This window comes from Hydrobacter penzbergensis (genome assembly GCF_900106985.1).
GTDB classification, from domain to species: Bacteria; Bacteroidota; Bacteroidia; order Chitinophagales; family Chitinophagaceae; genus Sediminibacterium; species Sediminibacterium magnilacihabitans.
Window position 1 is genome coordinate 17,019 of record NZ_FNNO01000018.1, and the last position, 20,744, is coordinate 37,762.

The window sequence follows — 20,744 nt, forward strand, 5'->3', positions numbered from 1 at the left end:
GCTATTTATTTGATTAGTTTATAACACCATCTTTTGAGTTTTCCTTCAAAATCGAACGGGGTAGTGGCTTTGGTAATGTCTTTGATATCGCTGGCATGAATAGCGCCGGCATCCAATTGGAAACGGGTGAAATTCGTGCTGAAATAAATTTGTCCGCCTGGTACTGTAGCAGCGAGTACATCGTTGAGCAATTCCACATGATCTCTTTGTATGTCCAGGATATCTTTCATGCGTTTACTATTGCTGAAAGTAGGCGGGTCCATTACCACCAGGTCAAAACTTTCGGGGGACAATGTTTTGAGATATTGCTTTACATCGGCGTGTACAAAGCGGTATTTGTTGGGCGACTTTAAACGGTTGATGGCGAAATTGGTTTCGGCCCATCCCAGGTAAGTTTTGGAGAGGTCCACAGAAGTAACGGCAGCGGCTCCACCTGCAGCAGCATATACCGAGAAAGAACCGGTATAACAAAACAGGTTCAATATGCGTTTCCCTTCGCTCTGTTCTTTCACCATTTGCCTTGTGATGCGGTGATCGAGAAAAAGGCCCGTGTCGAGGTAATCGGTGAGGTTCACCTGGAACTTCAGTCCGTTTTCCAGCACGGTAAAAAAAGCATCTTCCGTATTCAGTCGCTCGTATTGTCCTTCGCGGTGCGACATTCGTTTGCGTTGCCGCACATACATATGATCGGTTGGAATACCCATGATCTCGCTAATCATTGCCAGGCATGCATCGAGCCATGCTTCATGTTCTTCATCGCTCATACCATGCCTGCGCAAATATTCTGCCAGGTAAAGCTTGTCTTCATACAATTCTATACAGAAGGGAAATTCGGGCAGGTCGTGATCGTATACCCGGTAGCAATCTACCTGCATACGCCGGGCCTGCTTGCTGCGATGCTTGTACACTTTTACCAACCGGTTACGGAACATGTCCATTTTATCAGTCTGCTGCATAGGACAAAATTGCAATAAAAACGTCATCCTGAGCGAGCGAAGCGAGTCGAAGGACCTGCTTGAACATTCGGGCAGATCCCTCGGCTGCCCCTTCGACTCGCTTCGCTCGCTCAGGGTGACGTTGCTCGGGATGACGATATAAAATACTAGAGAAGCATGTATTTATTTCAGCTTAGCCAGCGCGTCTTTGATCCTTGCCCATGCTTTTTCAATGTTGGGCATGCTGTTGGCAAAAGAGAAACGAACGCATTTGGGTTCACCAAAAGCATCTCCCATTACAGAAGATACATGCGCAGTATTCAAGAGATACATGCTCAGGTCGGCTGCATTTTGGATGGTAGTAGTGCCATCTGATTTACCATAATAAGCGCTTACATCCGGAAATACATAGAATGCGCCTTGCGGTGCAAAGCATTTGAAACAGGGAATACCGCTTACCAGCGCCAGTGTTTTTTCTCTTCTGCGGGTAAACTCCTCCGTCATTTCCTGTGAAGGACGCAGATCGCCTACAAGGGCCGCTACTGCTGCTTTCTGGGTAATGGAGCAGGTACCGCTGGTGAATTGTCCCTGTAATTTTTCACAGGCCTTCACAATAGCAGCACTGGCAGCGATATAACCCAAACGCCAGCCGGTCATGGCAAATCCTTTACTGAGACCGTTGATGAGTACCACGCGGTCTTTCAGATCGGCAAACTGCGCAATGCTTTCGTGCTTGCCTACGAAGTTGATGTATTCATAGATCTCATCTGAAAGGATCACAATATGCGGATGTTTTTTAAAGATAGCAGCCAACGCTTCGAGTTCTGCTTTGCTGTACACAGCGCCTGAAGGATTACAGGGCGATGAGAACATGAACACTTTTGTCTTGGGTGTGATGGCGGCTTCTACCTGTGCAGGAGTTGGTTTGAAATCGTTCTCCACGCTGGTCCTGATCTCCACTACTTTACCACGGGCAATTTTTACCAGCTCAGAATAAGTTACCCAATAAGGAGTAGGAATGATCACTTCATCACCTTCATCCACCAATGCAAGAATGGCGTTGGCCAGACTTTGCTTGGCGCCGGTAGACGTGATGATCTGATCCGGTGTATAATCCAAATTGTTATCGCGTTTCAATTTGGTACATACGGCTTCTTTCAAATCGGCAAAGCCGGCAACAGGTGTATAATGGCTCCAGTTGTCATTGATGGCTTTGATAGCAGCGTCTTTGATGTGCTGCGGGGTATCAAAATCTGGTTCACCCAGGCTCAGGTCGATTACGTCGACCCCTTTGGCCCTCAGTTCACGGCCCAGTTTGGCCATTTTAAGTGTTTCCGGTTCACTGAATCTGTTCAGGAGAGAAGAGAGTTGCATAGCTTCAAACATTAAAAAATAAAATATAGATTAATTGCTGCGTGAAGGTCGGAAAAACCAGCCAATTTTAAGCACTAACTTTGACTATGCCTCACGAAACAATTTCGGTTTTCGACATGTTCAAAATAGGGGTAGGCCCCTCGAGTTCCCATACTTTAGGCCCCTGGCGCGCCGCTTTGCGCTTTGTAGAAACGCTCCGGTCACGCACCAGTCTTGACCAGGTAGCGGCTGTTACCGTGTTATTATACGGCTCCCTGGCCAAAACCGGCAAGGGGCATGGAACGGATATAGCCGTGCTATTGGGACTTTGCAATGAAGACCCGGTGACCATCGATGTAAACAGCATCACTCCACGTATTAATGCTATCCACGATAAAAAGGAATTGATGCTGGGAGGCGAGCAGGTGATTGCATTCAATGCCGCAGAACAGGTGCAATTCCTGTATCATGAAACATTGCCCTTTCATCCCAACGGGCTTAGCTTTCTTGTGTCCTTGAAAAATGGGCAAGGATGGAGCGAAACTTATTATTCTATCGGCGGCGGGTTTGTTGTGAAAGAAGGGGAAGACAATAGCCATAAAAATGCAGTAGACCTTTCATTCCCCATCAATACGGCCGATGACCTGCTGCACTGGTGTATGAAAACGGGTATGGCCATCCATGAAGTGGTCATGGAGAATGAAAATGCCTGGCGCTCTGAGGATGCTACCAGGGCAGGCGTGTTGCGCATCTGGCATACCATGAAAGACTGCATATATCGTGGTTGTCATGCCAAAGGGGAATTACCGGGCGGTTTACAGGTGCGCCGCCGCGCGTTCGACCTGAATAAAAAAATGATACAGGGCCATCCTTATACCGATTATGAAAGCTGGATGAAAGCGATTCGTGCAGGAGGGGAAGGCTTTCATTATATACTGGATTGGGTGAGTTGTTTTGCATTAGCCGTTAATGAAGAGAATGCCGCATTCGGAAGAGTCGTAACAGCGCCTACGAATGGCGCTGCCGGTGTGATACCCGCCGTGTTGCAGTATTTCGTTACATTTTGCAATGGGCATGATGATGACAAGATCATTCGTTTCCTGCTCACTGCTTCTGAAATTGGCAGTATATTCAAAAAAGGCGCTACCATTTCTGCGGCGATGGGTGGCTGCCAGGCCGAGATCGGCGTTTCTTCTGCCATGGCTGCCGCTGCACTCACAGAGTCGATGGGAGGTACCCAGCGCCAGGCATTGATGGCTGCCGAAATAGCCATGGAACATCATTTAGGGTTGACCTGCGATCCGATAGGCGGACTGGTGCAGGTTCCCTGTATTGAAAGAAATACCATGGGTGCCATCAAAGCTATCACCGCTTCACAACTGGCATTACAGAGTTCGCCCGACTATGCCAAAGTAAGCCTGGACAAAGTGGTTAAAACCATGTGGGATACGGCTTTGGATATGAGCAGCAAATACAAGGAGACCGCTGACGGGGGACTGGCGATCCATATTCCGATCAGTCTCCCAGAGTGTTGATTATATATAAACGAAAATCCTGTCTTAAACCCTGTTTAAATGACTATTTAAAAGCACTACCCCATAGGATATTAAATTTTTATAGCAAAAAATTTAAATAGTCATTAAAAAACACCTAAATTGTTGGAGTAGCAATTACGCTCGTGATTACACGGCGAAGTGATGTTTAACCAATGCGGCTGATGGGAATTTTTACCAAATACGGACTCAATAGTGCATACCGGAATTATGCTGGTGCCCTTACCTGGTTGTTCGTCATCGCTTGTTCTACCCAATCTCCTCCCGATCAAAAAGAACACGCTGCACAAGTACAAAGAATTGTGACCATTGCCGACAGTCTCCGTGGTAATGGTCCTGCATGGATTGATCATTTTATCGACTCTGCTTTTCGCAGCATTCCCCATATCAGCACATTCGATATTGCAAAGAAATACCATTTCCTCGCCAATTATTATTACGATCAGCAAAGAGATGCTGCGAAATCCGGAGCTTATGCAGACAGTATGTTGCTTGCGATCACCGACAGCACGCAGCTACCGGAACACATAAAACTCTATGCCAGCGCCCTTTTGATCAAAGGCGATGCAGCAAAATCGGAAAGCAGGTACAATGATGCCATTTCATATTTCTACCGTGGAAGGTTGTTCATGCGAATGACGAAAGACACCTGCAGCTTTTACGAATATGACTCAAGACTGTCTACGCTCTATTATGATCTCGGCAGGTATAAAGAGGCCGTCCGGTATTACAAAAAAACGCTCGACGTATCGCTTCACTGCCCTGAAAACCTCTTTGCCAGGTTCGCGCAAGTGCAGGCGCAACTGGATAATATTGCGCTCTGTTATTCAAATATGAAGCAGTACGACAGCGCCTTGTACTATTACGACAGCGCCCTGCATTATATAGACAAGTACAAACAACAATACCTGAACAGTGCCGACCGAACTTCCCGTCAGGCTTTCATTGAAACGGCCATTGGTGTGATCATCAGTAACAAAGGACAAACCTTGCTGGAAACAGGAGACAGCAGCACTACAGAGCAAGTGTTCCGTGAATCCATCCGCATCAATGCACAGCAGGGACATGATCTGGCAGACGCACAAAACACCATGAGCAGTCTCGCATCTTTGCTGTTGGGGCAACACCGTTACAAAGAAGCCGGAGAACAATTGCAGCAATTGAGGCAATCCCTGGATCAGTCTCCCAGCACGGCTGCTGAATACGATTACCGGAAAGTAAAATGGAAGTATTATGAAGCGCTAGGTCAACCCGAATTGGCTTATGCAACACTGAAGAGCTTCTTACGATTAAAAGATTCTCTTAATAAAGCATCTGAACCATTGCATTCCATCAATATACAGGATGAATTCACCAATATATCTCAACATTATGAACTGGCATTACTAAAAAAGCAGAGCGGATTAAAAACGGTTTACCTGTCCATTGCATTTGTTGTATTTGTGATGACATTACTGATCATCCTGTTGATATTAAAAAATGTGAGAAAATCCAGGCAGTATGTTCAGGAACTGGGCAAACTGAATGCTTTCGTTACCGAACAAAACAATCACCTGAAGAAAAGTTTATCGGCTTTGAAACAAAGCCAGCAGGAAAACTCCCGTATGATGCGGGTCGTAGCCCATGACCTGCGCAATCCTGTTGGAGGAATGGTGGCCATGACTGAATACCTCGAAGAGCAGCATCCGCTCATCAATAAAGACAGTAAAGAGCCGTTGCAACTCATGGAAGCAGCAGGCGGCCGGGCTTTGAACCTGATCAACGAGTTACTGCACCTGAATATTCCGGCCGATACCCTCAAAGAACCGGTAGAGCTGGATACAACGCTGAAATACTGTGTGGATATACTTCGCCCAAAAAGCAAAGAAAAAGAACTACAACTCGAGTTACACCTTATACCTGTAACGGTAATGGCCAACAGGGAAAAACTATGGCGTGTTTTCAGCAACCTGATTACCAATGCCATCAAATTCAGTCCGTCTGGCAGCACGATTACCATCTCCATGCAAAAAGAAGGTGCAGCCGTTCTTGTATCGGTAAAAGACCAGGGGATAGGTATTCCGGAATCATTCAGGGATAAAATATTCAGTTTTTCACCCGAGGTCAAGCGAACCGGCAGTTCAGGCGAAGTTTCCTTTGGCCTCGGGTTGTCCATTACCAAACAGATTGTAGAGGCACATAAGGGAGATATATGGTACGAAAGCGAAGAAGGGGTGGGTACCGTTTTTTATGTACGTTTAAAGGTTACGGAAGAAAATGCGCAAGTATAGTATCATACTAGGTTGGCTGTTTTCCCTGGCTTGTTCTTCTCCATACCGGCCTGACGGAGAAAAGAACGCTGCAAGGGTGCAGCAGATACTTGCTACTGCTGATACTTATACAGGAGCAATGGTTGACCGGATACCTCATTTTATCGACTCTGCATTCCGGCAAATCCATCATCCCAGCCGGTTCGACATGGCCAGGAAATACGATTACCTGGCTTCCTGTTATTTTACTCATCAAAAAAACCACAAAAAAGCATGGGCCTATTCAGACAGTGTATTGAGCGTACTACCAGATAGCACCCGCTTTCCGGCGTACATAAAAATATATGCCAGGGCTGTATTGACCCAGGGCGACGTGTTGATATCGGAAGGTAAATTCAACGACGCCATTTTATACTATTACCGGGGAAGGCAGTTTATGTTGAAAACAAAAGATACCTGCAACTTCGGCGAATACAGTAATCGCATCGCCATGCTCTACTACACCCAGGGCAGGTACAGAGATGCCATTCCATATTTTAAAGAAACATTCAGCGTAAAGTCCCGGTGCCCTGAATATCTTTGGCTACGGTTTACCGAGCAACAGGGACAATTGAACAATATCGCATGGTGTTATAGCAATCTGGGGCAATTGGACAGCGCTGTTTATTATTGCGACAGCGCCTTGCGTTATATTGACCGGGCAGTCCGTCAACACAGGAATGATCCTGTTTATACAAAGCAGCACGCTTATATTCAAACGGCTATAGCCGTTATCAATGGCACCAAAGGTGAAGCATTACGATTAAAAGGGGATGGAAAAGCCGCAGAACAGCTGTTCCGGGAAACCATTCGTGTAACCGGTCAAAAAAACTACGATCCTAGCTTTGCGCAACGAACCATGCTTAGGTTGATATTACTGCTATTGGAACAACACCGTTTTCCTGAAGCCAGGGAGCAGTTAATGCAACTAAGACAGTCCCTGGATAAACTTCCCAATATTCATCATGAACTGTTATGGAGAGAAAGGCAATGGTTTTATTATGATGGGTTGAAAGAGACACTACCTGCATTTACGGCGTTGAAAAATTACCTGCGGCTAAAAGATTCCCTGGCAAAAGCAACCAGTCCCCTGCGAGTCATTGATATACAAAATCAATTCAACAATATATCCCGTCGTTACGAATTAACCCTGCTGAAGAAGTATGATGAATTGAAAACAGTTTACCTGATCATTGCAATTATTGTGTTTGCAATGGCACTGATTATTCTTCTCTTAGTGCTGATCAACAACAGGAGGTCCAAACGGCAAATTGCTGAACTGAACAAACTGAACATATTTATTACCGAGCAGAATGATCATATGAAAGAAAGTCTCTCGGAACTGGAACAAAGTCAGCAGGAAAACACCCGCATGATGAAGATCATGGCCCATGACCTGCGCAATCCTGTAAGCAGCATGGTAGAAATAACGGCATACCTGAACAGTCATAAAGACCTGACGCCAGAAAATGCCAGGAAACAATTAACGCTGATGAAAGAAGCCGGCTGGAAGGCCTTAAAACTAATGGATGAGCTATTGCGTCCGGATATTAGCAATGTGGGAAAACAGTAGCAACGGATACAGTACTTAATTTAGTTTAAAGTTATTTCCTCAATCGCCAGATCACTATAATCCCTGATCTCATTATACAGTGTACCGCGTTCTACCGGCTGGCGTTTTACTTGTTTGATCAGCGTTACCAGCTCTGCAGTGTTCATGGAAGGCGTTTGTTCTTCACTTCCTGCCATGGAATATATTTTAGTAGAGTCGTCGATGGTGCCGTCGATATCGTTTACGCCGAATGATAATGCCAACTGTGCGTTTTTTCTCCCCAGCATGGGCCAGTAAGCTTTGATGTGCGGGAAATTATCCATGTACAGGCGGGCCATGGCGTACATGCGCATGTCTTCCACTACTGTTGATTCGGGAACATGGCTCATGTCGTTGTCTTTGTTCCTGAACTTCAACGGGATAAAAGTATTGAAGCCGCCGGTCTGATCCTGTAACTGGCGCAGGCGCTCCATGTGATCGATGCGGTGTTCGAATTTTTCAATGTGTCCGTAAAGCATGGTGGCGTTACTGTGCATACCCAGTTCATGTGCCGCACGGTGAATATGCAACCAGCCTTCGGCATCCACTTTATCATCGCATATCTGTTTTCGGATATCGGGATGGAATATTTCTGCGCCGCCACCGGGTAAAGAATCCAATCCGGCTTCGTGCGCCATCTTCATACCTTCTTCAACCGACACTTTGGCTTTGCGGAACATATAATCGAGTTCAACAGGGGTGAAAGCTTTGATATGCAGATCGGGACGATGTGCTTTGATGGTTTGGAGAAGCTCGATAAAGAACGCCAGATTCATCTTAGGATGAACACCGCCTACAATATGCACTTCGGTTACCGGCTTTCCATCGTAACTTTTAACGATGTGCATCATTTGCTCGATGCTCAGTTCCCATCCTTCTTCACGGTTGGCATAGAGGCGTGAGTAAGCGCAAAAGGCACAGGAGAATACACATACATTGGTAGGCTCTATATGGAAGTTCCTGTTGAAATAGGTTTTGTTTCCGTGCTTTTGTTCGCGTACCCAATTGGCCAGTGTACCAAGAAAGGCCAATGAGCCTTTCTCAAACAGTGTTACGCCATCCTGGAAATTGATGCGCTCTTTGCGTAATATCTTTTCACCTATTTTTTTCAGTTCGTTCGTATCATCGAGGGAAGCAACCAGTGTAAAGGGATCTGACGCAGTCGGGATCATGTTCACAGATTTTGATGTTCAGACAGCAAATTTACACCGATTTGGCGGATAAATAATGTTTAAGCGCCGATCTTAAAGAAATCGTAAAAGTAGTCCGAAGGCTGCAGGCCCAGCCATTCAGCCCGATTCAATGCAAGATCCTGGTAAGTGAATTGGCTGATTTGTTCCTTATCATACGGAAGAAGCGTTGTTGCCGGTTGTTTAACAATGATGCCCAAACCTTGATCGGCATCCAGTACAAAGCAGGTCAGGTCTTTTCGCTGACTGCGGAAATAAAGGATCGCTTTCCATACATCTCCATTCCAGGTTCCCGGGTAGTTCCATTCCTTAAAAGAACAAGCGGCTTCCGCGCTTAAAGGATTGCAATCATGCAGAACAATTACCGCATTAGGAGCAGCATGATTCAAAGTATGCTCTACATCTCTGATCACATAATCGCATTCGTGCATTCCATCAATAAGCGCCAGTTCTATTTTCTTGTTCTGGAACAACCTCGGACCATCTTGCGCAAAAAAATCGTCGCTTGTTTTTTCAAAATACTGGTTATAACGATTATACGGATTCAGCAGGAGTTTTATGGCTTTACGGCCATTCCCGAATACAAAATCGGGATCAACTGCAATCTTGAAATTGCTTTTGATACGAAAAAAGATATGTCCGTTAAAGACCCCGATTTCCAGGTAATTCTTTAGATGACGGTGTTGCATTAGAGATTTTAAAACGAATAGACGGTCCATATTTTTCATAGATGATTTTTATAACAAGTATTTAGTGATGTTTGCTTGTCTCCATATCCGGGTTGTGTTTGTACCGGAATACCAACGGGAAGAAAATACCAAGCACCAATGCATATCCTGCAAAACTTAACCAGATATTGTGCCAGTCTTTCACACCATTAACAGTAAAATAATCCACTACCCATCCGCTGATGGTACCTCCGAGGAAAGCGCCGATGCCATTGGTCATGAGCATGAACAACCCTTGTGCACTGGCCCTGATGCGTATATCGGCTTCCTTTTCCACGAATAAAGAACCGGAGATATTGAAGAAGTCGAATGCCATTCCATAAATGATCATGGACAGGATCAACAGGTAGAGCCCTGGCCCGGGATCGCCTATGGCAAATAATCCGAAACGGAATATCCAGGCAAAAATGCTGAGGAGCATGACCTGTTTGATACCAAATTTTCTAAGGAAGAAAGGAATGGTGAGGATAAAAAGTGTTTCAGATATCTGCGAAATGGATAAGAGCAGGTTCGGATGTTTTACGCCGAATGAATCGGCAAAACCGGTTTTGAAATCATCGAGAAAAGCGCCGCCGAATGCATTAGTGATCTGTAAGGCCGCGCCCAATAACATGGCAAAGATGAAAAAGATCAGCATTTTTTTTCTTCGGAATAAAACGAATGCATCTAACCCTAAGGCTTCTGACAGTGTCTTCTTCGCGTTGAATTTAACAGGCGGGCATTTTTCAATAGTGAAGGTATATAGTCCCAACAATAAGCCGGCTCCAGCACTTAGATAAAGTTGAAATGGACTTTTAGTCCAGCCGCACAAATCAACTATCCACATAGCGCAAACAAACCCCACCGTTCCCCACACACGAATAGGAGGGAAATCTTTTACAATGTGGAATCCTCTTCTTTCCAGTATAATATAGGATACAGTATTATTCAGCGCGATTGTTGGCATGAAAGCCATTGAATTGAGGAGCATGATGAGATAGAAAGTCCTGTAATCGCTTACTGTAGAAGCCCAGAGTAATAAGCAGGCCCCCACAATATGGCAAATACCCAATACACGTTCGGCATTCACCCACCTGTCTGCCACAATACCCAATAAAGCCGGCATGAACAGGGAAGCTATGCCCATGGTAGCGTAAACAGCCCCTACTTCTCCACCGGAAAAATGGAGTGTTACAATCATATAAGCACCGAGGGAGATAAGCCAGGAACCCCAAACAAAGAATTCCAAAAAATTCATGATGATCAGGCGCAACTTGATATTCATCATGCAATTAGTTTTCGTTAGTTAATAAAAAATAAAACGGGGAAAGATAACGAATAATATTAAATAAAAAGTTGCTAATTGTGAGTTGTTAGTTGATAGAATATCTTTATTTCTATCTTACAACTAACAACTAGCAACTAGCAACTCAATAAGATACGCAGTCTACTATACTATATATGCGCCTGGATCTTTTTATCGAGTACAGATTTGGGTACTGCGCCAATTTGTTTGTCTACGATCTGTCCGCCTTTGATGAACAGGATAGCAGGAATGGAAGTGATGCCATAATTCACGCTCAGATTGGGGTTATGATCTACATTCACTTTGCCCACATTGATCTTGCCTGCATAGTCTTTCGACAACTCTTCAATAACGGGTCCGATGGCACGGCAAGGTCCGCACCATTCTGCCCAAAAATCTACTACTGTAAGTTTATCGCTGTCCAGTACGGTTGACTGGAAGTTAGCGTCTGTTAATTCTAATGCCATATACACTGTTTGTTTTTTTAGGTGTTCTTACCTTATTAGGATGTCAAATTTAGCTCCAAATGGCCGTTTATGCAGTTTTGACTTTTCCACGGGTGTGATTAATGACGTTGCAACAGCAAAACTGACAGGGCGTCGGGACTGGTACATTACCCTGCCAGCCCTACATTCACCTCTAAATCCTGGTTATTGAGCAGGAATTCAGCCATTTCCTCGTTCATCCTGAAGCCTTTATCGAAAGAGATCAGGCTCACTTTCAGGTTTTCCCTGGGTTCATAAATATTGAACCGGAGGGCAGTTTTGCCGGGGAAATTGCGAACGTTCTGGTCTACAAACCTAACAAAATCGGGCGATATAGCTGCCGCGTGGGCATTGATCTCCAGGCTCCGGGTCATCGTTTCTTTTACCGTTTCCAGTAACGACATCACGGTGATCTTGAATTCAAACTCGTTTGCTCTTCCGAACCGGGGCCTGAAGAAACCGGTCAACAGCAGGTTCTGTCCTTTTTCCAGGTAGTTCTGGAATTTGATATAGTCTTCGCTCCACAAAATGAAATCTGTTTTACCACTGAAATCTTCTATCACGAATGAGCCGAAATTCTTACCGGTTTTAGTAACACGATGCTGCACGTCGATCACCAATCCTGCTACGCGCAAACTCTTACCGGGGTTGGCTTGTAGCTGCAAGGTATCCTTGATCTCATTAAAATCACTGATCTGGGTAATGCCGTAATATTTCAATTCAAATTTGAAATGATCGAGCGGGTGTCCGCTCATGAACATGCCCGTTACTTCTTTTTCATGATCCAGTAATTCGGTCAGGGTCCAGGGTTCGGATGGAAGTATCTTGGGTTTCGCTACTTCCATCGATTCGGCCAGTTCGCCGAAGAGGGTATTGGAGGAGCTGGCCTGGCTTTGTGAAGCCTGTCCGTACATGATCAGCCTTTCCAATCCCGAGAGCCGGTCTCCATCAGGTATTTTGAAATACTGCGCCCTGTGCAATTCCGGAAAACAATCGAAAGCGCCTGAATAAGCCAGGCTTTCCAATGATTTTTTATTGACTGTTCTTTGCAGTATCCGCTTCACAAATTCATAGATATCGGAATACACCCCATTTTTGCTCCGTTCGGCAATGATGGTCTCTACTGCAGCTTCGCCAACACCTTTGAGACCTCCCAGTCCAAAGCGGATCTCCCCGCGTTTGTTCACGGCAAAGCCTTTAAGTGATTCATTAATATCGGGCCCCAATACCTTGATACCCATTCGCTTGCATTCCTCCATAAAGAAGGTGATCTTCTCAATACTGCCTGCATGGTTGAGTACGGCAGCCATGTATTCGCCGGGATAGTGGGCTTTGAGGTAAGCGGTCTGGTAAGCTACAAAAGCATAGCAGGTAGAATGCGATTTGTTGAACGCATATTGTGCAAATGCTTCCCAGTCGGTCCATATTTTTTCCAGTTTATCGGCGGGATGTCCTTTGGCGGTGGCACCGGTAATGAACTGGGTTTTCATTTTATCCAGTACTGCTTTCTGCTTTTTACCCATCGCTTTCCGCAACACGTCGGCATCTCCTTTGGTGAAACCTGCCAGGCTCTGGCTCAGCAGCATCACCTGCTCCTGGTAAACGGTGATACCATAGGTTTCAGCGAGATACTCCTTCATATCATCCAGGTCGTACGTGATGGCTTCCCTGCCATGTTTACGATCGATGAAGTTGGGGATATAAGCGATGGGACCCGGACGGTACAAGGCGTTCATGGCAATGAGGTCATCGAACTTATCGGGCTTGAGTTCGCGCAGGTATTTTTGCATACCTACACTTTCAAACTGAAAAGTGGCATTGGTTTCTCCGCGTTGGTACAACAGAAAAGTCTTTTCATCATCCAACGGAAGTTCATCCAGGTCTATAGAAATATTGTGGTTCTCTTTGATGAGTTCCAGCGCTGTTTTCAAAATCGAAAGCGTTCTCAATCCGAGGAAGTCCATCTTGATTACACCTGCATCTTCAATGATGCTGCCTTCGATCTGTGTTACCCACAAACTGGAATCTTTGGCAGTAGCCACAGGAAGCAGTTCCGTAAGGTCTTTGGGTGCGATGATGATGCCTGCAGCGTGGATACCCGTATTGCGCACCGATCCCTCCAATCGCTCGGCTTCTTTCAACACTTGTGCCCTGATATCGGTGCCGTTGTATATCTCCCGCAGTTTCTTAACATTCTCAATATCTTCCTGCTGGTAGGCTTCTTTTTCTTCGAGTGATTTGGGGCCTTCTTTCGCAGTGATGGGCGCTTTCAATACACGCCCCAGTTCCGTACCCGGTTTATCGGGCACCAGCTTGGCCAGCATATTACTTTCAGCGAGCGGAAGATCCAATACCCGCGCCACATCTTTGATGCTCATCTTGGCGGCCATGGTACCATACGTGATGATCTGCGCTACCTGCTCTTTACCGTATTTGCCTACTACATAATCGATCACTTTCTGTCTTCCTTCATCATCAAAATCCGTATCGATATCGGGCATGCTCTTACGGTCCGGGTTGAGGAAACGCTCGAACAGCAGGTTGTATTTAATAGGATCAATATTGGTGATGCCGATACAATAAGCCACCACACTTCCCGCAGCAGAGCCACGTCCCGGGCCTACGAATACGCCGAGTTCACGACCTGCTTTGATGAAATCACTCACGATCAAAAAGTAACCGGCAAAACCCATGGTCTTGATGGTAAACAATTCAAAGTCTATGCGCTCCTGCGTACTGGGAGAGATGTCTGTATACCGTTTTTTAGCGCCCTCCATGGTAATATGCCGCAGGTATTCCCATTGGTTCAGGTTCGCATCGTTGTGTATCTGGAATTCAGGTGGGATAGGGAAGGCCGGCAACAGGATGTCTTTCTTCAGGTTCAGTATTTCCACCTTGTCAACAATCGCATTGGTATTGTCTAGCGATTCGGGAATATCGCTGAACAACTGCTGCATTTCGGCCGTGGTCTTGAAATAAAACTGGTTGTTGGGAAATTTGAAACGGCGGTTGCGTATCTGCACATCATCATTCACAAAATCATCAAAGCCTGGTGTACTTTGCTTTTCGCCTGTGTTGATGCAGAGCAGGATATCATGTGCATTGGCATCGTCCTGGTCAACATAGTGACTGTCGTTCGTGGCAATCACCGGCACTTTGTATTTCTTTGAGAACTTGAGCAGGGTTTGGTTGATGAGCTCCTGTTCTTTGATGTTGTGTCTTTGCAGTTCTATGTAATAATCCTCTCCGAACATATCCAGCCACCATTTGAATTCCTGTTCTGCTTTTTCTTCACCATCGTGCAGGATGGTTTGCGGAACATAAGCGCCGATACAACAAGTGGTAGCGATCAGTCCTTCGTGGTATTGTTCAATCAGCTCTTTATCGATACGCGGGTACTTGCTGTACATTCCCTCAATAAAACCCAAAGAAGTGAGCTTTACCAGGTTGGCGTAACCCGTTGCATTTTTAGCTAACAGCACCTGGTGGTAACGCTCATCTTTCACGTCTTTGGTGAACACTTTTGCATGTCTGTCACGCACCACATAGAACTCACAACCAACGATGGGTTTTACCACGGGCTCTACAATGTCTTTTCCGTTGGCATCTTTTCCCACCACTTTGGTGTTCTTCCAGGCCTGGCTTACAAAGTCAAAAACACCGAACATATTACCATGATCCGTAATGGCAAGCGCAGGCATCTGATCATTGGCAGCTTTTTTGTAGAGACTGCCAATAGCCGCCGCGCCATCGAGCAAAGAATATTGAGTATGAACATGTAAATGAGAGAATGCAGCCATACATACAAAGGTCGTAAAAACAGGCCGTACTGCCCGGGTTCCAGTTATCCACAGGGGTGCAGGGATGGGATAGCATGTTAAAAAGTTATGCGCATTGGAGCCGGCATCGGTTTCAGGGTATTATATTGCAAATCACCTACTATGAAATTACCATATATAACCATATCATGCCTGCTTGTTTTTGTCTTCAGCAGTTGTAAATCCCTCAGCAAGCTGGGGGCTAAAGACGACTCTGTGGCCAAAACCAGCAATGCTGCCAGGAGAACGGGCAATCCTCAATTCATTGACCAGATAGAGGTAACGCCTGGCGCAGTGGTTACTTCCCGCCATAAAACCAGTACTACCACTTCCAAACGCAGCAATACTACCGGCGCCGAACGCATGCCGGGCTATGGTTTGTCTTCTGTTGAAATTGAAAAAGCCAACTATCTGCAGTTAAAATATGCAGTGCTGATGGATGCAACAGTGGAACAACTGACCAATATCCCGCTATTGGAGTCGATTGACAAATGGTGGGGTACGAAATACTGCCTCGGCGGGGCTACTGATAACTGCATCGACTGTTCTGCCTTTACACAGATCATCATGCGGGATGTGTACAAGCACAATCTTCCCCGCACCGCGCAGGAACAATACGATGCCTGCGAAAAAGTACAACTAGAAGACCTGAAAGAAGGCGACCTGGTGTTCTTTCAGACGAGCGGACGCAGCATTTCACATGTAGGTGTGTATCTCCTCAATAACAAGTTTGTTCATGCAGCCACCAGTGGTGGCGTTATGATCAGCGACCTGAACGATAAATACTGGCAGCCGAGGTACAGGGGCGCCGGCAGGTTAACCGACAACTGATTCAATTATTCGTTGCTTTTTGCACTTTAACGTAGAACAGTTTTTCTATGTTTTCCGGTTTCCAGTTGGCAGCATTTTCATTGCTTAACTGCAAACTGGTCCAGCTACCTGTTACTGGTTTAACCAGTTGTGCCTGGTTGCCGGCGCCAGCCCATAGAGGAAGATTGAATCCGTCTACACAATTACTCCAACGGAACGACACCTGTGCACCGTCTAACTTGTATTCCAACACAGGTACCTGTGTGGTGTGCAGATACTGGTTGAATATTTTATCCAGTCCAAAGCCGGTAAAGCTTTCCATCGCTTCGCGGATATCATCTGCCGTTACTGTTTGATGATAAAATTTCTTGCCAAGGAAACGCAGCATGTTCCTGAATTTTTCATCATCGTGCATGGCGTTACGGATGCTGTGGATCATGTTAGCCGCTTTGGGATACATATCGCCACTGCCCTCTTTGTTAACACCATAAGGACCTGTTATGGGTACATCATTGCGTATAACGCGGCGTATGCCGTAATTGTATTCATTGGCTGCCTGCAAGCCGTATTCACATTCGGTAAAAAGCGTTTCTGAATAATTGGTAAAGCCCTCATGTATCCACATGTCGGCAATATCCTTGCTGGTGATGTTGTTGCCAAACCATTCATGCCCGCTTTCGTGTACAATGATGAAATCCCATTTGAGTCCCCAGCCTGTACCGGAAAGGTCTCTTCCCAGGTAACCGTTCTTAAACTGGTTGCCATAAGCTACCGCGCTCTGGTGTTCCATGCCCAGGTGTGGCGATTGCACCAATTTGTAACTGTCTTCATAAAAAGGATAGGGCCCCATCCAGTGTTCAAAACAACGCAACATTTTCGGCGCTTGTTTGAATTGTTCTTTCGCTTTTTCCAACTCGTAATCCAGCACCCAGTAATCGCAATCGAGCGGTCCTTTTTCGCCGTTGAATGTTTCATGCCAGGTCACATATTTACCTATATAAGGGATGATATCGTAATTGTTGATGGGGTTTTTGACATCCCATTTATAGGTAACCAGGCCTTTGCTGTGGCTGATCTTACTGATCAATCTTCCGTTTCCTACCGCTACCAGTGTATCGGGAACAGTTATATTGAGCGTAGCCCCCTGATCGGGTTCGTCGCTCTGGTGGTCTTTGCAGGGATACCATACGCTGGCGCCGAGCCCCTGGCAGGCCACACTCATCCAGGGTCTGCCCAGTTTATCGGTCTGGAATATCCATCCACCATCCCATGGTGGCCGTTTGGCAATGCGGGGGTTGCCGTGGAAAACAAGCGTGAGTGTTTGAACACTGCCTGTTTTCAATTCTTTCGGGAAACTCACATAATACACGTTACCATCGCGACGAAGCGGCAAGTCTTTGTACGCGGTGGTATACGCTTTTGATAGTTGCATAGGCTCCTGCAGGTCTATCTGCATGGTCTTACCGGGTGCCAGCACTTTGAAACGGATCTCTGTTTTACCTTCTATGTATTTAGATAGGAAGTCGGGTGTCACACCAATGGTATAATGCAATACATCCCACCAGGCCCTTTCAGGTGTGATGCTGCCGCGAAGCGTATCGGCCCGGGTAAAGACTTCTTTGGAGGATAGTGGTGTTTGTGCCTGCATTGAAATGACGGTGAACAAACCAATCATGAACAGGAACTTGTATTTTGCATTATTCATTCGCTAAAAGTACGGTATTCAGAAAAAATGAGAAACTGTCTGGCCCTTTGTTTATTACTGGCTTCCTGTATGCATCACCGGCAGGCAGCCAAGCAGGTATTTTATTACAACGAGTCTACCGGTATTGCCACACTGGATCCGGCTTTTGCCAAAAACCAGGCCATCATGTGGCCTGTGCACCAGCTCTACAACACACTGGTGGAAATAGACAGCGGACTGAATATCATCCCTTCTGTTGCGAAGCGTTGGGATATCAGTGCCGACCGCCGCACCTATACTTTCCATTTGCGCAACGATGTTTTCTTTCACGATAATGCAGTATTCCCCGGCGGTAAAGGCAGAAGGGTAGTGGCAGCGGATGTGGCATACAGTTTCAACAGGATCATCGACCACCAGACTGCCAGCAGCGGGGCCTGGATATTCAATGGCCGTATAGAAGCGGACAATGGTTTTGTTGCGGTGAATGATTCTACTTTTCAGTTAACGTTGGTACGGCCTTTCCATCCCATCATGGGTATTCTAAGCATGCAGTATTGCAGCATCGTTCCGAAGGAAGTGGTGGAAAAATATGGAAAAGATTTTGGCAGACATCCATGCGGCAGCGGCCCCTTCGTGTTCAAATCATGGGATGAAGGAGAAGCGTTGGTATTATTAAAGAATGCGCACTATTGGGAAAAAGACAATACCGGTCATGCATTGCCTTATCTCGATGCTGTCAAGATCAGTTTCTTCGATAACAAAGCCACGGAGTTCCTGCAGTTCAGGCAGGGCGGACTGAGTTTTATCAATGATATCGATCCATCATTCAAAGACGAGATACTGACCAAGAAAGGAGCGCTGCGTTCGCAGTGGGCATCAAAGATCCAATTGAAAAAACATGCTTATCTCAATACAGAATATTTTGGCATTTTATCGGATGAACAAAACCCGCTGGTGCAAGAATCGCCCACAAAAATGAAAGCCATAAGGCAGGCCATGAATTATGCGCTCGACCGGCAGAAGCTAATGATGTACATGCGTAATTCCATCGGCATACCTGCAGAAGCAGGTTTTGTGCCGGGCGGGTTACCATCGCACAATACCGAATTGGTAAAGGGCTATCCTTATGATCCTGTAGCAGCCAAAAAATTATTGAATGAAGCCGGTTATCCCGGTGGCAAGGGTTTACCGGTGATGAAGCTGCTTACTATTCCCATCTATGCAGATATTGCCAGTTTTGCTGCGCGGCAATGGGAAGAAGTAGGTATTCGCGTACAGGTAGAAGTGATACAAAAAAGTTTGCTGCTTGAACAGACCGCCAAATCACAAGCGCTGCTGTTTCGCGGAAGCTGGATCGCCGACTATCCCGATGCGGAGAATTATATGGCGATGTTCTACAGCAAAAATCCTGCGCCACCCAATTATACGCGTTACCAGAATCCTGCTTTCGATGCCTTGTATGAAAAGGCTCTGCTCGAAACCAATGATTCGTTGCGCTATGTTTTATACCGGCAAATGGACCAGCTGGTGATCAACGATGCGCCCGTGATCCCCATCTGGTACGATATGGCCATTCATCTGGTACAAAACAACGTGAACGGTTTTGAACCCAATGCGCTGAACTTGCTGGAACTGCGCAGAACGGTGATCAGAGAATGAGTTACACTTAAAACTCTATGTGAGCACGTACACCGAATACATGCACAGGTCCCCTGTCTTTGTTATAACCCGGGTTGTTCACAAACTGGTAATTCACACTCAACCAGAATTGTTTTGACAGGCGTGCATTGTAAAATGTTTCTACAATGGCTTCCTTTCCGTAATTCAGGTTACCGTCACCAATGATGAAACCATAGCCGCCTGCTTTGAGAAAAGCGCGGTGCTCGTCTGATATACCGCTGACAACTGCTGCGAGTCCGAATACGTCTTCAGGTCTTTTCCACCTGTTTCCTTTAAGGGATAAGCCCAGGCAAAAAGTACGGTCGATTTCAGTGAAAGCCCATGTGGCATATTTACCATCATTCCAGCCGATCCGCGAAAAAATACCCAGGTCTTTGGTAATTTCCTGGTCGGCACTTGCGCCCCAACCGAATTTTTTTCCTCCATAAGAAGTGTTTTCACTATCGCCTGAAATAACTGATAACAGGAAGGCATCGCTGTTGGCAACCGCTTTCAAACCGCTTTGATAGGAAGGGGCTTTTGAATGTGTATTGCTGAGGATCAGGCGTGCACTACCCGGATGCTTACGAACTGTCCATTTACGCTCATATTCAAAAGTCTCGGAATGCGCCCTGCTCATATCATACTCCATTTTGGAAGCATTGGCAATCTTGGGAACGGCAACAGTGGATAACCTGACAGCCCATCGGGGTTTGATCAACTCCACTACCACGCCCATGGTATAACCCCTCGTATTGGCAGGATAATCCCAGGCGCCATTTGCCCAGATGGCCCAGTTAGAGAATTGAGAACGGGGGTCTTTGCTGTAAGCATTGTCATCATAAAAATCACTGATCGCATATTTCCCTGCTGTAATGGTAATGCGGCTGTCCGGAATTTTATCGGCTACCTGGTTTACATCATCTGCCACATCAACATATTTTGCATCGGCCAGGGGAAAGCGTTGTTGCAGATAAGCCCTGGCAATAAAAACTTGTGGTTTAACAGCTCCCACACGGTAGGTTTCGCCATTCAACGCGCCTGCTACCCCCTGGGCAAAACTGAGTCCGTTACCGCCTGATATTTCCGGGTTGAAATAGAGTGCAGCACCTTTCCACAATTTTCTTCCCAGGAACAGGGTAGTGGTGAGGCTGGTAGCAATGGGTTCAACAGTATCTGCCAGGCTTTTATCTCCGCTGTATGCAGCATGGAATCCCGCATGTTTTTGTGCAATCACAGTCAACTGAAAGTGGCTGCTCCATTTGCTTTTTTTACTGGTATCTGTATTTTCCTGTGCTTTTACATGTGTTACCAAACTTGTTATCATAGCGAACAATACAATCAATTTTTTCATGCCAGTCGTTT

The 20,744-nt window shown here is 46.0% G+C and carries 14 protein-coding genes; 5 read left to right on the forward strand and 9 right to left on the reverse strand.

Annotation, left to right across the window (positions count from 1 at the left end):
* Nucleotides 1-5: 5 nt before the first annotated feature.
* Nucleotides 6-956, reverse strand: a complete 951-nt coding sequence (locus BLU98_RS15370; protein WP_257575037.1) for a class I SAM-dependent methyltransferase — start codon at nucleotides 954-956, stop codon at nucleotides 6-8.
* Nucleotides 957-1,118: 162 nt separating this feature from the next.
* Complete coding sequence (locus BLU98_RS15375) at nucleotides 1,119-2,309, reverse strand: pyridoxal phosphate-dependent aminotransferase (protein ID WP_092726522.1); 1,191 nt, start codon at nucleotides 2,307-2,309, stop codon at nucleotides 1,119-1,121.
* 86 nt (nucleotides 2,310-2,395) lie between these two features.
* On the opposite strand from BLU98_RS15375, the gene BLU98_RS15380 reads away from it, so the two are divergent.
* From BLU98_RS15380 to BLU98_RS15390, 3 genes are all read left to right on the forward strand, one after another.
* Nucleotides 2,396-3,823, forward strand: a complete 1,428-nt coding sequence (locus tag BLU98_RS15380; protein ID WP_092726429.1) for an L-serine ammonia-lyase — start codon at nucleotides 2,396-2,398, stop codon at nucleotides 3,821-3,823.
* A 182-nt stretch (nucleotides 3,824-4,005) separates the two neighbouring features.
* On the forward strand, nucleotides 4,006-6,111 hold the full coding sequence (locus BLU98_RS15385) for a tetratricopeptide repeat-containing sensor histidine kinase (RefSeq protein ID WP_257575038.1): 2,106 nt from the start codon (nucleotides 4,006-4,008) through the stop codon (nucleotides 6,109-6,111).
* Nucleotides 6,098-7,702: a tetratricopeptide repeat protein gene (locus BLU98_RS15390; protein WP_092726433.1), complete on the forward strand. Its 1,605-nt coding sequence runs from the start codon at nucleotides 6,098-6,100 to the stop codon at nucleotides 7,700-7,702. The genes BLU98_RS15385 and BLU98_RS15390 overlap by 14 nt, the downstream gene beginning before the upstream one ends.
* Before the next feature lie 20 nt (nucleotides 7,703-7,722).
* On the opposite strand, the gene mqnE is transcribed toward BLU98_RS15390, so the two are convergent.
* The 5 genes from mqnE to dnaE form a co-directional block, all read right to left on the reverse strand.
* The gene (gene mqnE / locus BLU98_RS15395) at nucleotides 7,723-8,892 is read right to left on the reverse strand and encodes an aminofutalosine synthase MqnE (protein WP_092726435.1); all 1,170 of its coding nucleotides are present in this window, start codon (nucleotides 8,890-8,892) and stop codon (nucleotides 7,723-7,725) included.
* 59 nt (nucleotides 8,893-8,951) lie between these two features.
* Nucleotides 8,952-9,599 carry a class I SAM-dependent methyltransferase gene (locus tag BLU98_RS15400; RefSeq protein ID WP_257575039.1) on the reverse strand — a complete coding sequence of 216 codons (648 nt, stop codon included), beginning with the start codon at nucleotides 9,597-9,599 and terminating at the stop codon, nucleotides 8,952-8,954.
* Between the two features lie 61 nt (nucleotides 9,600-9,660).
* The gene (locus tag BLU98_RS15405) at nucleotides 9,661-10,905 is read right to left on the reverse strand and encodes a nucleoside permease (RefSeq protein ID WP_307777219.1); all 1,245 of its coding nucleotides are present in this window, start codon (nucleotides 10,903-10,905) and stop codon (nucleotides 9,661-9,663) included.
* A 167-nt stretch (nucleotides 10,906-11,072) separates the two neighbouring features.
* Nucleotides 11,073-11,390, reverse strand: a complete 318-nt coding sequence (gene trxA, locus BLU98_RS15410; RefSeq protein WP_092726437.1) for a thioredoxin — start codon at nucleotides 11,388-11,390, stop codon at nucleotides 11,073-11,075.
* Nucleotides 11,391-11,536: 146 nt separating this feature from the next.
* Nucleotides 11,537-15,208 (reverse strand): DNA polymerase III subunit alpha, encoded by a 3,672-nt coding sequence (gene dnaE / locus BLU98_RS15415; protein ID WP_092726439.1) that lies wholly within the window; start codon nucleotides 15,206-15,208, stop codon nucleotides 11,537-11,539.
* Between the two features lie 141 nt (nucleotides 15,209-15,349).
* On the opposite strand from dnaE, the gene BLU98_RS15420 reads away from it, so the two are divergent.
* Nucleotides 15,350-16,057, forward strand: a complete 708-nt coding sequence (locus BLU98_RS15420; protein ID WP_257575040.1) for a C40 family peptidase — start codon at nucleotides 15,350-15,352, stop codon at nucleotides 16,055-16,057.
* A 1-nt stretch (nucleotide 16,058) separates the two neighbouring features.
* Here BLU98_RS15420 and BLU98_RS15425 read toward each other — a convergent pair whose 3' ends face one another.
* A complete protein-coding gene (locus BLU98_RS15425; protein ID WP_092726443.1) occupies nucleotides 16,059-17,741 on the reverse strand; it encodes a M1 family metallopeptidase in 1,683 nt (560 codons plus the stop codon).
* Between the two features lie 27 nt (nucleotides 17,742-17,768).
* Here BLU98_RS15425 and BLU98_RS15430 point away from each other — a divergent pair, with 27 nt between their 5' ends.
* A complete protein-coding gene (locus tag BLU98_RS15430) occupies nucleotides 17,769-19,379 on the forward strand; it encodes an ABC transporter substrate-binding protein (RefSeq protein ID WP_092726446.1) in 1,611 nt (536 codons plus the stop codon).
* A gap of 7 nt (nucleotides 19,380-19,386) precedes the next feature.
* Here the strand turns inward: BLU98_RS15430 and BLU98_RS15435 are convergent, their stop codons facing one another.
* The gene (locus BLU98_RS15435) at nucleotides 19,387-20,733 is read right to left on the reverse strand and encodes a carbohydrate porin (protein ID WP_092726448.1); all 1,347 of its coding nucleotides are present in this window, start codon (nucleotides 20,731-20,733) and stop codon (nucleotides 19,387-19,389) included.
* Nucleotides 20,734-20,744: the final 11 nt, after the last annotated feature.